We start from the raw sequence: 15,723 nt of genomic DNA on the forward strand, positions 1-15,723 counted from the left end.
TAGTTCTAAAATTGGGGAGCCGACATATGCAGTAATCATAAAAAAGCTCCCCGGTTAAAATAACCGGGGAGCTTTTTTATGATTACTGGAGCGAATATTATTGCAGCACTGATCTTGGCCTGTCTTCTTTAGCGACGCCCCAGGTATTACTTGGTTTGTTACCCATCTTAATAACCAAATGGCCACCTTGCATCAGGTCTCTGTGTAAGATGTAAGACTTTGTATAAGGCTTGCCGTTGAGGGTAATACTTTGAATATACTTATTCTCAGTACTGTTATTCTTTGCTTCAACAGTGAGTTCTTTTCCTTCTGCCAGCTTAAGAGTTGCTTGCTTGATAGTTGGGCTGCCAAACACGTAAGCACCGTTAGCAGGGTTCAGCGGATAAAAACCAAGTGTAGAGAAAACATACCAGGCAGACATTTGTCCGACATCTTCGTTTCCAATAATGCCATCAGGTTTATCGGTATAGAAATTTTCTGTTATGAACCGTACCTTTTCAGCTGTTTTCCATGGCTGGCCTACATAAGGATAAAGGTAGGTAATATGGTGACTAGGTTCATTGCCATGTGCATATTGCCCGATTAGGCCAGAAATATCGTTTGAAGCTTCTTCTCCCATGTCACCCTCAGCTATAAACAGTGAATCTAACTTTTGTGAGAAAGGCTCTTCTCCACCTAATAGCTGAATTAACCCTTCCACATCCTGAGGCACAAGCCATGTATATTGCCATGAATTACCTTCGCAGAAATCATCATTGCGGTGGCGGGAAACAAAGGGGCTAAAAGGTGCGCGCCATTCATTTTCGGATATCCTGCCGCGCATAAACCGTGTCTGCTTATCAAAGTAGTTTTCGTAGTTCTTCGCTCTCTTGCTAAAATATTGGTAATCTTCGTCTTTACTCATCTTTTTAGCTACCTGTGCCAGACACCAGTCATCAATGGCGTATTCCAGGCCCATGGCAACAGACTCAACAGTGGTGTTGGCCGGTATGTAGCCAAGCGCTTTTACTGACTTCAGTCCTTTGTCGTCTTGCATGGCAGTGGTTTTCATGGCCTCATAAGCGAGGTCTTTATCAAAACCATTAAAGCCTTTCAGTAGTGCATCTGCTATAACAGGCACAGCGCTATAGCCCACCATAGTATTGGTTTCGTTGCCCATCAGGTGCCACATTGGCAATTTACCCTGCTGCTGGTAAACAGCCAGCATAGAATTTACCATATCGTTTACACGGTCATGTTGCAGCATCGTAAAAAGGGGATGCGCTGCTCTGTAAGTATCCCAAAGCGAAAAAGTAGTTAAGTTGGTAAAGGATGCATCTTTATATATTTTTTTATCAGTACCCAAATAATCACCGTTGTGATCATTAAAGATGGAAGGAGCAATCATGGTATGATAGAGAGCAGTATAAAATGTTCTTAGCTGGGCTGTGTCATCAGCCTGTATCTGTACTTTCTGTAGCTCTCTGTTCCAGGCCTGGTCTGCATTACTTACCACTTTCTCAAAGTCCCAATGTGGAATTTCTTCTTTTATATTAGCTAAAGCATTTTCAGAGCTTACGGGAGATACTCCTACTTTTAGTTTTATCTTTTCACCAGCCTGCGTCGAAAAGTTAGCTACTCCTTTAATATGGTTTCCTTTAGAAGCGGGTATAGTTGTACCTGTAGAATCGGTTATCTGGAAACTGGAAAAGTTCTGGAAAGGCTTAGAGAAAACAGCTGTAAAATATATGCGTTGATCAGGTGCCCAGCCTTTAGAGTAACGGTAGCCAGCCAGGGTGCTATCGTTTATTTGTTCTATAAAAGTATCTATAGCCTGGTCCCAGCCTATGCCTTCATTCAGATCGAACAGAATATGGGATTCTTCAGCTTTTGGAAACGTGTATTGATGAAAGCCAACACGCTCTGTAGCCGTAAGTTCTGCCTGTATGTTATAACGCTGTAATTTTACTGCATAATAGCCTGGCTGTGCTTTCTCCTCTTCGTGTGAGTACAGCGACATATAACCGCTTTCCATATCTTCTAAGGTACCTTTCATTAGCCTTACCGGTCCGGTTGTAGGCATTACGGCAATGTCACCTAAGTCGCCAATACCAGTACCACTGAGGTGTGTGTGGGCAAAACCAACTATAGTAGAATCGGAGTAATGGTAGCCGGAGCACCAATCCCAACCTTCTGTTATGTTAGTTGGCCCTAGTTGTACCGCACCAAAGGGTACATTGGCTCCCACAAAAACGTGCCCATGAAAACCAGAACCAATATAAGGATCAACATATTTTGTAAGGCTGGCGGTTAAATCACCGCTGAGTTGCTCTTCTTTTATGCTTTTGCAAGCTGCAAAAACACTTACACAAAGCGCAAATGCAGCAATAGGTTTTAATAGTGGAGTGACTTTTTTCTTCATGAGTAGATAAGGGTTTTTGTAGAGTGGATTAAATGCCTGATGTAATGAAGCAAAGACTTTCAAAGTGACTATTACATTTTCTTCAATAATTAGAAAGGTGTCTTAACCATACAAAGGAGTAAGGTAGTATAATAGCTAATGCCTTAGCCAGCTTTCCGGAACATTCAGAGGCTCGCTGCCGTCTTTGCTGTATTTAAGTTTAAGGGTATAGCCTCCTCCTCCTTCTACAAAATCTAGTTCAAATGTTTGAAGCCCTTTGCTTAGTGCTACCTGCCCGCTTTTTTCAATTGCTGAGTGTAGCCCGTCATTATCTACTACCATTCTGTTAGCTATACGCAATACTCCTCCGTCATCGCATGTCAGGTAAAATGTATAAATGCCCGTTTCCGGAATCTCCAGGTATCCACGAAATTGTACTCCGAATTTATCAGCACTAGCCTGTTCAGGTACCTGCACATTATTAACTGTATAAGTATCATTGGCGGTAGCTTTATTCATTTCGCTGGCAGTCTTAAAGTACCCTATAAAATAGGAGCTTCGCAATCCTTTTCTTGTTGCTTTAGCTTGCACAGGTGTGGCATATTCCTGCTTTTTATAGTTGATTTTGTAGGTGTCTCCTTTTAGCCCTTCCGGAGTGAACGCAGCAAGCTTTATAGTAGATGGCTGTGTAATCTCCAGCGGTTTATCAAGTGTCACAGAACTGCTTTTAGGTGCGCTTCCATCAGTTGTGTAACGAATAACAAGGTTGTCTAATGGCTTCTGGATACTTAAAGTTGCCTTATCTGTAAACACACTTTCTTCGGCAAATCCGGCTAAGTCAGGTACACGGTAATGTACATCCAGTGCAGCTAACCTTTTGTAATGCTCTTTTAGTCTTTCCTGGTAAGTGCCGTAACTCTTTTTATTTGTCCATATTACTTCTGCCAATGCTGTCATGCGGGGCATGTACATGTAATCTGCTCTGTTTTCAGAAGGAATATATTCAGTCCAGATATTTGCTTGTGCCCCTAAGATAGATTTTGCTTCGTTGGCATTCAGGTCAGCTGGCACAACATTAAAGTGGTATACATTGTATAGGGAGTTTTTGTCGGGCAGGGCATCAAAATACAATGTATTAACGGGAGTCATAATAACCTGATTCCCGTTTCTGGCAGCTTTAAGTGGGGCATCTGCTACCCAGCTGCGCCAGTACATGACTGTTGCTGTAGGGCTTATTCCTCCTTCCAGCATCTCATCCCAACCAATAAGCTTTTTCCCTTTAGACTCCAGAAATTTCTCTATGCGGTGTACAAAATAGCTTTGCAGTTCATTTACATTCTTCAGGCCTTCTTGCTGCATTAATTCTTTACAGGCTGCTGACTGTGCCCAAGAAGTTTTCTCTACTTCATCGGCACCTATATGTATGTATTGGCTCGGGAATAAGGCAGCAATCTCACTAAGTACATTTTCGGCAAACTCAAATGTACTTTCATTGCAAGGGCATATAGGCGTAGAAAAATCTTTGCCCCAGCCGGTGTTACCGTCGCAGGTAAGAAAAGGATAGGCTTTTATGGCAGCCATCATATGGCCCGGCATATCTATCTCAGGTATAACTTCAATATGTCTAGCGGCAGCATATTTAATTACCTCTTTCATGTCTTCTTGTGTGTAGAAGCCACCATACATCGTTTTGCCATTCTTTTGCACGATATGCTTCTCTTCCAACGCGAAGTCAGGGTTTTCTTTGGACTTTTCTATACAAATGGAGTCCTGGTTGTTAAAGGTGCGCCAGGCGCCAGCTTCCGTTAGTTTAGGATATTTCTTTATTTCTATTCGCCAACCTTGGTCGTCGGTAAGGTGAAGGTGCAGCTTGTTAAATTTATAGAGTGCTAACAGGTCGATGAACTTTCTCAGGTAATCTGTAGAGAAAAAGTGCCGCGACACATCCAGGTGCATTCCTCGCCAGGAGTAGGCAGGCTGATCTTCAATTTGTACGGCTGGCAAAGTAAGTTGCGCTGGAACCTGCTGCTTGCTCTCAATGCTTACAGGCAGTAACTGCCTTAACGTTTGAATGGCTCTGAACATACCTGCAGGTTCTTTTGCTGTAAGTGTAACCTGTTGTGGGGCAACAATTAAACTATAGCCTTCTGCTGCTGTTATAGTGTTGTCGTATTGCAGCAGAATGCTGTTAGCTGTTGCTTTCTTTATTTGGGTTAAGGGTTTCTCTAAACCGATTTGTAGCAGTTCTTGTAGCTGTGCCGCTTCTTTTTCAAATATTCTGGATTCTTTAGGTAAGGCTAACTTTGTGTCAGCCGTAACCGTGAAGCTGCCATACCCGGGTGTGAGAGAAGTAGGATAGGGGATTAGGGCATATTTAGCTGGTGATGGCTGTGCTGCTGCAATGTTGTTGAAACTTAACAGCAGTAGAAACAAAGTAATGAAGCAAAGTTGTTTATGCATTATTGCAGTTTTTATTCAATATGATGTGGTTATACTAAGTATCAAAATCAGGAACAGAACCAGAAGAGCAGAGAATTATATGAATAATGGAAGTTGGTATATCTTATCTTCTAATTACCCAGAAAGTCTTTAACATTTTACAGAGTGCTTTTACTCTGCCTGCTTATATAAGCCTATTTCTGCGATCGTAGGATTTAACCTGGATGACTCAATTCTCAAACGCACGGTACTTGCCTGCACAGGTTCGAACTTCAACAATCTTTTATAACCAACAGTTGTGCCTTCGGCAGCTTTTTTCCATTCTTTGCCATCCTTGTACTCCAGCACAAACTTTTCAATGCGCTGGCCTACCGTTATGTTTTCCTGTAGGAGCAAGACATCGAATGTTGTCGCAGTATTAAGTTTTAACTCCATAGTAGCAGTTGAGTCATTCCCTTCGGTAGTCCAGTAGGTGGTATAATCTTCATCCAGCATTACTTTGGTTTGTTTCCCTGATTTGCCAGATACCTTTACACTTTTCAGCAGGTTTTGAGCGAATGTCTTCTCCCGTACTTCTTTCCATTCCTGTAGACTTTTAATGTCATTTTCATGAATAAGACCTCTTTTATCAGGAGGAATGTTAAGTAGCAACACACCGTTTCTTCCGACAGAGCTATAGTATATGTCAAGCAAGTCTGCAGCGGACTTTACTTTGTTGTCTTCTTCAGGATGATAAAACCAACCTGGGCGTATAGAAACGTCTATTTCTGCAGGATACCACACCAAGCTCTTGACATTAGTAATTTTACCTCTGCTTCCTAAATCATCTTCCATCATATTGGTTGGGGCAAAAGAAACATCTTTTTGAGAATTGGCAGCCACATTCTCCTGTAATTGTGCATCTGCTGGCACTACGCTCCATTCTGTTTTTCTGCCGTAGCCTGATTCTGTTCCGACCCAACGTACATCCGGGCCCATAACAGCAATGGTAGCGTTGGGTTGTAGTTTGCGGATGAGGCTATACCAGCGATCAAAATCATACACTTGCTTCTTCCCGTTGGGGCCTTCTCCATTGGCACCATCAAACCAAACTTCGTCTACTTGTCCATAGTTAGAAAGCAGTTCAGTTAGCTGGTTTACAAAATAATCGTTGTACTTAGCAGAGTCTCCAAACAATGGGGAGTGTCTGTCCCAGGGTGAAAGATAAACGCCGAACCCCATGTTATACTCGCTGCAAGCTTCTGCTACTTCTTTCACTACATCGCCTTTTCCGTTTTTCCAGGGACTATTCTTTACAGAGTGTTCTGTGTACTGGCTCGGCCAGAGGCAGAAGCCATCATGATGCTTAGCCGTAATGATAACTTGTTTGATGCCGTTTTCTTTACAATTCCGGACCCATTGCCTTGCATCCAGTGCTGTGGGGTTAAACAGTTGTGGACTTTCGTTTCCATCGCCCCATTCTTTGTTTGTAAATGTATTTATCCCAAAGTGAATAAAACCTGTTACCTCTAGTTGTTGCCATCTTAGCTGCCTGTCAGATGGTACTACATTGGCTGCTTTGCGGATAATGTCAGCTTCTGAATCCCCAGGCTGTATTTGCACATAGTTTTTGTCAGTATATATTTGAGCAAAACTGCTAAAAGCCATAAAAGAACCAAAAGCTGAGATAACAACTGATAGTAAGCATTTCTTTACATTCTTTTGGGTGATGCTGTTATGCATTGTTTACTGTTTTTAAGTTGAAATAGACTTATCTGGTTCTTGAAAAGAGTAGCCGCTTATAGCTTATATGCAGGATACTTTCTTTATAAAGTAGTTTTCTCTAATCCATTTTAGAACCAGAGCGAGACTTTATGCTCATTAAATGTAAGAATGAAGCAGCCCCATAATAGTACAACGCTTGTCTAAAGCTATTACCAGGCTGCTTCAAAAATTACAGTGAAGTTACCAACCTGGGTTTTGTTCTAAATTAGGGTTTATGTCTACTTCATTTTGAGGAATAGCCCATAAATAGTCTCTGGAGGAATCAAACTGCCTTCTCTCAACTAAAATATGCTGTCCGTAATCTGATCTGGAACTGTTAAAGTTGTTGAGTATTCCATAAGCATTTCCAGACATGACATCTTCGGCAATTCCCCATCTTCTAATATCAAAGAGCCTGTGTTCTTCAAGTGCAAATTCCACATGCCTTTCTCTTCTTACTATTTGCCTTAACGCCTCCTGAGATGGAGCTGTAGCAGGCGTAACAGCAGGCATGTTTATTCCTTGCCGGCCTCTTACCAGGTTGATAGCATCGTATACAGATTGATCAATCTCATTGGCTTCTATTTTTGCTTCTGCGTAAGTTAACAGTACTTCAGCATAACGAATCAATACTTCATCATTGTATGAGTTGCTGTCCCAGTTGCCCTCAATGTCTGCAGGTATATATTTTTTATAGTAATATCCTGAGAACGAAGCATTACTTTTACCCAATGCATCTACCGAGTTGGGATTAGTAATATCAATTGTCACTCCGTTTACTTCGACGCCGGGAACAACTACTGTTAATTTTAGCCTCGGATCCCTGTTTTCAAAAGGGTTATTAGGGTCATATAGGGGAGACTGGTCAATAGGCTTGCCATCTATAGCTTCATATGCATTTACCAAACTTTGTAAGGGCACTACCTGCCCCCAGCCGCCTAGTGAAGGTGTGCCCACCCAGGTTGCCGCAGCAGTAGGATATGTGCTCTTAAGATATTGTGCCGCCAGTATAATTTCATGGCTGTTCTTGTTGGTGCCATCAAACAAGCTTAGATAATCATCATCTATCGTATACTGGCCAAGGTCCATCACCGCTTTTGCTGCAGTAGCAGCTTCTGCCCATTCCTCCTGATATAATAAAGTACGAGCTTTAAGAGCCAGTGCAGCTCCTTTGGTTATTCTACCTTGGTCTGCAGCGTCATACGATAGTGGCAGCGACTCTGCCGCTGTAGTTAAATCATTTACTATAAAGGCTACTACCTCGGCTTTAGGTGTTCTCTCTATATTGAATTCATCTGTAGACTGAATGTGTGTTATCAGCGGAACATCTCCATACATTCCTACAAGTTGCTGGTAAGCGTAGGCTCTAATAAAGGTGGTTTCTGCCTTCAGCCTGGCCCGTAACTCACCCGACATATCAGTAACTTTATCAATGTTATCTAAAACATTATTTGCTGCAGCAATAGTATTGTAATGCTGTGACCAGAAATGGCTAAAATAACTTGTGCTGGCTGTTGCACTTCCGTTACCTGCATACTGCACATCGGCGGGCCAGTTACTCCAGGAATAACTGTCGTCTGTGGCGGCTGATAAGAAAACACGGTACCAAGAGTCTCCTAAATAGCGGTAACAATTGTTTACAGCGCTTATAGCATCTTGCTCTGTTTGCCAGAAAGTTTCGTTAGATACTACATCTAAGGGTTGTTTATCCAAGAAATCGTCATCGCAAGATGTTGCCAATAAACAGGAAAGCAATGCTAGTAATTTATATCTTTTCATGTGTTTACAACTTTTAAAATTCTAGATTCAGGCCAAAAGTGTATGTCTTTACCTGCGGATAGTATCTGCTGTCATTAGGAGCTTCCGGATCAATATCATCATCTAATTTTGACCATGTTAAGAGGTTCTGTCCGCTGGCATATATTCTGCATCTTGCTAAACCAACTTTAGATACCCATTCAGAAGGTAAATTGTAGCTTACCTGAAGACTTTTAAGTCGAAGATAGGCGCCACTCTCTATCCAGTAAGATGAAGACTGGTAATTTTGTGTAGATGTGGTTAGTCTTGGGAATGCAGCATCTGTGTTTTCTGGAGTCCAGCTGTCCTGGTGGATTTCTTTAAAGTTTCCGTCGGTGCTATAAGGTGCTCTTTTTAACACTAATGTATTGATATCCACTTTTGCTACCCCTTGGAAAAATGCTGTCAGGCCAAATCCTTTATAGGATGAATTCAAGTTAAGCCCATAGGTATAGCGAGGAATATTACTGCCTAGGTAAACTCTGTCTTCTGCGTTAATAACCTCATCATTGTTCTGGTCTTTGTAGATCAGGTCGCCAGGAGCTGCTGTGCCAGGTTGGGTGGCGTGCTGAGATACCTCATCAGCTGTTTGGAATATGCCCTCTACTTCATAACCATAAAATGCACCGATAGGATCGCCTACCTGATAAGCTGTGGTAATGCCATTGTTATCAGTTGTTATATAATCAGCATCTTTTAAATCTCTTATTTCATTTTTCACATCTGATAAATTGGCCCCGACATCATATTTAAAATCCTGCCCAATATTGCCGTGGTAGTTCAGTGCCAGTTCCCAACCTGTGTTTCGCACACTACCGGCATTCTGATAAGGAGCACTCAAACCAACCGTGGAGGGTATAGGTAACTGTAGCAGAATATCGTCTGTGTTTTTTATGAAATAGTCAAAAGCCGCATCTACTTTGCCTGATAGAATGGCTACATCAAGCCCAATATCTGTCATTTGGGTAACCTCCCAGCTTAGAGAGGAGTTCGGGTAAGCAGTAAGCCCCCCTGTCGTGTTCAGAACTCCTCCAAAAGGATAGCTGTTAAACCCTACAGTCGTCTGATAAGGATAGTTTCCAATGTTATCATTGCCTAACTTACCCCATGAGCCTCTTAATTTAAGCTCTTGTAAGAAGCCCACACTTTGCATAAACTCTTCACCAGAGATGCGCCAGCCTGCTGAAAAAGAAGGGAAGGTGCCCCATTTCTGGCCGGTTGCAAAACGAGAAGAACCATCACGTCTGATGTTGGCTTCTAACAGGTACTTTTCATTAAAGGAATAATTTATCCTGCCGAAATAAGATTCCAATGCATATTCGTCAGCAGTCCCGTTGGTCGTTTGGCCATCGGCAGCACCAGCATCAATTTGCTCTAAATTTCCGTTTGGTAAGTTTTGACGATAGCCTGTCAGCTCATCAGTTGTTCTGCTTAATCTTGAGGCGCCTCCAAAGAATCTGAAAGAATGGTTCGCTATATCTTTTTGATACTCAACAAAGCCTTGAAAGTTTTTAAACCAGTTATCAGTTGATTGTTTTGTAACATCGTTACGCCCAAGTGTTACTACACTTTCTTCTGTTACATAATCAAAGGCTTTATTATGTTGGCTCGTGTAGCCTGATTGGTAATTAACAGAAGCCATTCCAGTTAATTTCAGCCCCTTTAGGAGGGTATAATCGGCGCGGAAGTTTCCTGTAAACAAGTTGTCTTTATAACTGTAAATACCTCCTTCTTCCTGAAACCTTAATGGGTTTTGGCCACCTCTAACTATTGCCCATGAGCCATCGGCATATCTGTCCGGAGTTAAGGGGTTTATAATGGCTGCTTGCCCAAACTGGTACCAGGTAGAGCCTTCTATACCTTGTGGCTCCCTTCTGTCGGATATTTTGGCTGATATATCAGAGCTGAAACTTAGCTTCTCATTTATGTTGACATCTGTGTTCAATCGCACTGTTAAACGCTCAAAGTCCATGTTCTTGATAAGCCCTTTCTGGTCGAAATAATTTGTTGAAAAGCGATACTTGGCGTTGTCTGTACCACCACCAACAGAAAGGCTATGGCTTTGCTGGAAACCGCTGCCTGTTAATATTTTGTCCAGCCAGTAGTTGTCAGGATATTGGTTTACATCTCTGTTAGGGTCATTATAAGCAGCAATTTGTTCATCGCTATAAATGGCTCCTGAACCAGAATTCTGGTACATTAAATTGGCTAACTCCATAAAGCTCTGCGCTCCGACAAACTTTGAAAGGCGTGTAGGTTCCTGCCAGCCGAAATAGTTATTGTAGGTAACTCTGGGCTTTCCGCTTCCGCCACGTTTTGTCGTAATCAGAATAACTCCATTAGCTGCTCTAACACCATAGATAGAAGCAGCAGCGGCATCTTTAAGTACTGAAATAGATTCTATGTCATTCGGATCAATATCGTTAATATTGTATTGAACACCATCAACCAATACCAGTGGATCGTTGTTATTAAGTGTACCGATACCTCTTATGTTTATATTACCCTGGTCAGATCCTGGCTGCCCTGTGCTTTGAGTGACTGTAACACCGGAGGCTACACCTTGTAGTGCGGCAGATGTCTGTCCAACTGGTTTCCAGTTTAGGTCATCTCCTTTAACAGCAGATACAGCTCCTGTTACATTTACTTTCTTTTGAGTGCCGTATCCTACAACCACTACTTCTTCCAGGGCTTTTGCATCCTCTTCCAGTGTAATGTTAAAAGTTGCCTGGTCACCAACTGTTACTTCTTTTGTAAGATAGCCGATATATGTAAAAATTAGCTTGCTTTGTGGAGCAACATTATTTAATTGGAAGCTCCCGTTTACGTCAGTAATGGCACCCTTTTGAGTGCCTGCCTCCGTTACACTAACGCCAATAAGAGGAGAGCCGGATCCGTCTTTAACAGTTCCCAATATTGGTTTCAGCTCCTGTGAGTAACCTGCTATAAAGTGCAGCAGGAAAAAGGTGAGCAACAGTAATTTCTTTTTCATGATAAGTGTTAAGATTAGATTAGAAGTGAAGAGAATAGATTTAGTTTTTTCAGGAAAAATTGTGGTCGCAATAATTGAGTTTCACGATTTCCTGAAAAGATTTTTACCATAGGCTTGACTGTATTTGATAGATTAAGTGCGAATAGTATAGGCGATGATATTCCATTTGATAGTTTTAGTAGCAGTTAGTTATTTAATGGTCATAGTTTGTTTCTCAACATTCCATCCTTCTATCGTAACTGCTGGCAAACTGTCATCAGAACCCGGAGTATATTCCATCGTAATGGTTTTATGCTCTCCCGGAAGTACAGATACATAATTGTCGCTGTAAAACACGGGCAGCAAACGTTCCTGTGTTTGAGAATTAACCAAAGAAAGCCTGTTAAAGAAAGCGACAGTATTAGTTGCCGGGTTAGTCACAGTTACTTCAATTTTCCCTTTGGCTACCTGCTGTGCTTCTACTTTCGGGCTTACCTTGGCCAGTTCTTTTAATCCATTGTATTCTCCCTGGGCATTTGGCAACCAATAGAAGTTGTCATCAATAACTTGTTTATTAAGGTCGAGTAACCTGAGAGAGAGGAATGCGCCTTTATCTTTAGCAAGCTCTTGTACAGAAGCGTTAATCGGCAGATATTTCTTAGACATAGAAGGGTTGATTTCTACTATTACCTGACCTAATGCTGTTTTCTTGCCCGACATGTCATACGCATCTACTACCATCATCATGTCGCGCTTTACATCAAAGGTATTATTCGTCATCATCACCATGCTGTCTACCGGGTTATACATAATGTGTAGAGGCTTGCTTCCGGTGCGCAAACCATAGAGGCTGGCATTTGGGTCAAGGTAGTAATCGTACATCTGGCCACGCATAGCAGTCCAGGGGTTCTGGGTTTTCCAGATAATAGTTCCGGTGTACCAGTCCCACATGTGAGAGCTAAACCCTTCTATCAAGGCTCTATATTGGTTGTAATTTACAAGCTGCGCTTTTGTCGCAAAATCTTTTACATCGGTTGGAGCTCCGTAGGGGAGTATGTGCTGTTCGTAACCTACGCCTGTGTAAGTATGATAGGTCCAAACGGAATCTACCTTTTCTGAGGGGTTGCTTTCTGATCCCATATATTGCGGTGCAACCATATTTTCTTCCGGTATAAAACGTTCCAGCGATTCATAATCACCAACACCTACTGAACCTACTTCAGAATTGAACGGATAGGTTTTGAATGACCAGAATTTACTGAAAGGCTGTATGGTGTAAGGCCCATCGCCGTTACCGCCTATCGTGTTATAAGACATACTATCGGCATTGGAGTAGGGGATGAACCAACGGGTGCCATCCAGCTCAGGCAGAATAGAATCTTGAAGGGCAGTTATAATGTCTTTAGGAGGAGTGATTTCGTTGCCTCCGCACCACATGGCCAGCGAAGCATAATTACGAATCATTTTTACCTGGTCTGCGGCTGATTTAATGAATAGCTGATGATCATCCGGGTACTTTCGGCGGGTCCATTGGTCTTCCAGTTTCATTGGGTCTACCCAGCGTCCATTGGCGTCTCCAGACATCCAGAAGTCCTGTATAACCAGTAAACCATATTTGTCGCAAGCCTGATAGAATTCCGGGCGCTCTACTAAAGCACCACCCCATACTCTGATCAGGTTCAGGTTCATGTCGCGGTGGAAACGTACTTCGGCATCGTAACGTGCATCCGTAAACCGAAGCATGGCATCAGATATAATCCAGTTGCCACCTTTGATGAATATCTTCTGCCCGTTAACGTTTACTTGTTTGCTTTGCGTCCTTTCATTCCATTCAGTTTGTATTTCCCGAATGCCAACCTGCACATTTTCTTCGTCAGATACAGCGTTGCCATTTACCAGGAACTGTAGCTTTAGCTGGTAAAGATGCTGAGGCCCATAACCGTTTGGCCACCATAGCTTTGGGTTTTGCAGTGTTAAATTTTTTAAGCTGATCTGCTGTGTGGAATGAGCTGGAATGCTAACTTTTTGCGATACTGCGTGACCATCCAGCGTGTATCGGAGTACACCATTTACTTTTTTAGAAGTAGGGTTTTCCAGCTCTGCTGATACTTTGATGATGGCTGGCTGTTGTGGACCTTCCGGCTTGCGCACCCCAGGTACGAGGGTAACTACATGCGGATTCTTCAGGTTAACCTGCTTGGTCTTTTCAATGATTACTTTGTCCCAGATGCCGGTGTTCCTATCCCGGATTGGTTGTATCCAGTCCCAGCCAGCTACATACTGGTGCGACACATTTTTTGCAATGGTACCGTCTCCGGCTTGGCCGCCGTTGGGGTTGCCTACCGGGTCAGGCGGATAAACTATAACAGCTAAGCGGTTATCACCATCTTTAGCCAAGTAAGGAGTAATGTTATAGGTTTGGCGAAGAAACATGCCATAGTGTGTTTCTTTATTGAGCTTCTGACCATTCAGAAAAACCTCACAACTATAGTTAACCCCTCTTAAATGCAGCCACACTTGTTCATCCTCCTGAGGTAAGGTTTCTTTAAAATCTTTTGCAAACCAATAAGTATAGTAGTCGCTGCCTGTATGATATATATCCGGGATTTTCTTGTTGTTCATTCCATAAAAAGGATCCGGAATTTGTTTGTTTTCTAGCTGAGTCGTCAGCACGGTGCCCGGAACAACAGCTGGTGCCCAGCCAGATAGGCTATAAGTTGGTTGAGAGATAGCTTGCCCGTTCTTATCGACTTTGGTTATGGGTATGCACTTCCAACCGGAGTTTAGCTCATATTTGTCCAGAGCAAAAAGAGAGTAAACAGGGGAAAGAATCAAAAATAGAAGAACAAGAACTTTAGGCATCATGGTGGTAAGGGTTTGGCGTAGACTTAGAGTAGTTTAGTAGAAAAGTAAAAGGAGAAAAGGGGGCATGGCAGGCAATACCTGCTTCTGCCCATATTCCAACAAATGTAGAAAACTCAATGTTGAGCTTTGGCAGTAACCAATGCTTACCAAAGCTCACTGTAGTTGCTGTTAACTACTTTAAGAGAGGTAGTGGCAACTATTATCTTCTGGCCTTATGCCCTGAGGTGCCATAAAACCATAAAAACAGGTAACAAGGTATAACAAGCCAATAAGCCTGTTGCGGATTAAGCATATCTGCCAGCGCCCCATATAGGAGTGGCAACACTGCTCCGCCGGCAATAGCCATGATCAGAAAAGAGGAGCCAATTTTGGTGAAACGACCTAAACCCGCAATAGCCAGAGGCCAGATAGCCGGAAACACCAATGAGTTAGCTAAACCAAGTAGCGAGATGAAAAGAACAGAAGTATACCCATCAGTAAAAATTGCAGTTAGGGCGAATAACGCACCTAGTATAGCTGATACCTGCAGTGCTTTTTCCTGGCTAATATATTTCGGGATCGCAACTATACCAACAAAATAACCCACTATCATAGCACCAAGTGTGAACGAGGTAAAGAATTTAGCGGTAGTTAAGGCAATGCCCTGCGATGCGCCATAACTTATAATAGTATCTCCGGCTATTACTTCGACACCTACATATAAGAACATAGCCAAGGTGCCTAACAGTAGCTGCGGGAATTGGAAGACGCTCGTTTTATTTGTATTAGCCGCTGCAACTGTTTCGTCTTCGTGGTCGGTATCAATTTCTGGCAGAGATGAAAAGTAAATCAGTACTGCTAACAACAACAACACCCCAACTATGATCAGGTAAGGAGTGATCACTCGGGAAGCCAGGGCATCCAGCTCTACTGCCTTCTGTGCCGGATCCATTGTAGCTAGCCTGTCAACAAGCGCATCAGCATCGCTTAAAGCAATGGCGCCTAAAATAATAGGGGCAAGTGCTCCGGCAATTTTGTTGCAGATACCCATTACGCTGATTCTTTTTGCTGCACTTTCGCGTGGACCCAGAATAGTAATGTAAGGGTTAGCTGCTGTCTGTAACACTGCTAAACCAGTACCTTGTATAAACAGACCCAGTAGAAACAAGCTATAGGTACGGGTAATTGCTGCAGGAACAAAAATAAGTGCTCCAATGGCCATCACAACTAACCCTGCAGACATACCATGTTTGAAACCTGTAGCTTTAAGTACCCAGGCAGATGGAATGGCCATTACCAAGTAAGAGATGTAAAAGGCAAAAGCAACCAGATATGATTCAAAGTTATTCAGTTCGCAGGCTATTCTTAAATAAGGAATCAGAACTGAATTCAGCCATGTAACAAAGCCAAATATGAAAAATAGAGCGCCGATAATAATAATCGACTTTATCTGTTGATTCGGGCCAGTTGCCTGTAGAGCCTTGGTCTGTACGGTTGGTGCTACTCTTGTCATTTTTAAAAGGTTGATATGGATGATATGGAGTAATCT

At 42.5% G+C, this 15,723-nt stretch carries 8 protein-coding genes; all 8 read right to left on the reverse strand.

Annotated elements, in window-relative coordinates; all coding sequences use genetic code 11:
- Positions 1 to 97 precede the first annotated feature (97 nt).
- Positions 98 to 2,401, reverse strand: a complete 2,304-nt coding sequence (locus tag LN995_RS18400; protein ID WP_229962555.1) for a GH92 family glycosyl hydrolase — start codon at positions 2,399 to 2,401, stop codon at positions 98 to 100.
- Positions 2,402 to 2,536: 135 nt separating this feature from the next.
- The gene (locus LN995_RS18405; RefSeq protein ID WP_229962556.1) at positions 2,537 to 4,840 is read right to left on the reverse strand and encodes a family 20 glycosylhydrolase; all 2,304 of its coding nucleotides are present in this window, start codon (positions 4,838 to 4,840) and stop codon (positions 2,537 to 2,539) included.
- 150 nt (positions 4,841 to 4,990) lie between these two features.
- Positions 4,991 to 6,541 carry an alpha-L-fucosidase gene (locus LN995_RS18410; protein ID WP_229962557.1) on the reverse strand — a complete coding sequence of 517 codons (1,551 nt, stop codon included), beginning with the start codon at positions 6,539 to 6,541 and terminating at the stop codon, positions 4,991 to 4,993.
- A gap of 222 nt (positions 6,542 to 6,763) precedes the next feature.
- On the reverse strand, positions 6,764 to 8,341 hold the full coding sequence (locus LN995_RS18415) for a RagB/SusD family nutrient uptake outer membrane protein (protein ID WP_229962558.1): 1,578 nt from the start codon (positions 8,339 to 8,341) through the stop codon (positions 6,764 to 6,766).
- Between the two features lie 13 nt (positions 8,342 to 8,354).
- On the reverse strand, positions 8,355 to 11,351 hold the full coding sequence (locus LN995_RS18420) for a SusC/RagA family TonB-linked outer membrane protein (RefSeq protein WP_229962559.1): 2,997 nt from the start codon (positions 11,349 to 11,351) through the stop codon (positions 8,355 to 8,357).
- 189 nt (positions 11,352 to 11,540) lie between these two features.
- Complete coding sequence (locus LN995_RS18425; protein ID WP_229962560.1) at positions 11,541 to 14,195, reverse strand: glycoside hydrolase family 2 protein; 2,655 nt, start codon at positions 14,193 to 14,195, stop codon at positions 11,541 to 11,543.
- The gene (locus tag LN995_RS18430; RefSeq protein ID WP_229962561.1) at positions 14,185 to 14,352 is read right to left on the reverse strand and encodes a hypothetical protein; all 168 of its coding nucleotides are present in this window, start codon (positions 14,350 to 14,352) and stop codon (positions 14,185 to 14,187) included. Before LN995_RS18430 ends, LN995_RS18425 begins: the two co-directional genes overlap by 11 nt.
- A 42-nt stretch (positions 14,353 to 14,394) precedes the next feature.
- On the reverse strand, positions 14,395 to 15,687 hold the full coding sequence (locus LN995_RS18435; RefSeq protein WP_229962562.1) for a sugar MFS transporter: 1,293 nt from the start codon (positions 15,685 to 15,687) through the stop codon (positions 14,395 to 14,397).
- Positions 15,688 to 15,723: the final 36 nt, after the last annotated feature.

The organism is Pontibacter silvestris (assembly GCF_020907275.1).
GTDB classification, from domain to species: Bacteria; Bacteroidota; Bacteroidia; order Cytophagales; family Hymenobacteraceae; genus Pontibacter; species Pontibacter silvestris.

What these genes read in the sequence shown, in the direction of transcription:
- LN995_RS18400 (WP_229962555.1), bottom strand. Translation starts at nt 2,401, where the DNA reads ATGAAGAAAAAAGTCACTCCACTATTAAAACCTATTGCTGCATTTGCG.
- LN995_RS18405 (WP_229962556.1), bottom strand. Translation starts at nt 4,840, where the DNA reads ATGCATAAACAACTTTGCTTCATTACTTTGTTTCTACTGCTGTTAAGT.
- LN995_RS18410 (WP_229962557.1), bottom strand. Translation starts at nt 6,541, where the DNA reads ATGCATAACAGCATCACCCAAAAGAATGTAAAGAAATGCTTACTATCA.
- LN995_RS18415 (WP_229962558.1), bottom strand. Translation starts at nt 8,341, where the DNA reads ATGAAAAGATATAAATTACTAGCATTGCTTTCCTGTTTATTGGCAACA.
- LN995_RS18420 (WP_229962559.1), bottom strand. Translation starts at nt 11,351, where the DNA reads ATGAAAAAGAAATTACTGTTGCTCACCTTTTTCCTGCTGCACTTTATA.
- LN995_RS18425 (WP_229962560.1), bottom strand. Translation starts at nt 14,195, where the DNA reads ATGATGCCTAAAGTTCTTGTTCTTCTATTTTTGATTCTTTCCCCTGTT.
- LN995_RS18435 (WP_229962562.1), bottom strand. Translation starts at nt 15,687, where the DNA reads ATGACAAGAGTAGCACCAACCGTACAGACCAAGGCTCTACAGGCAACT.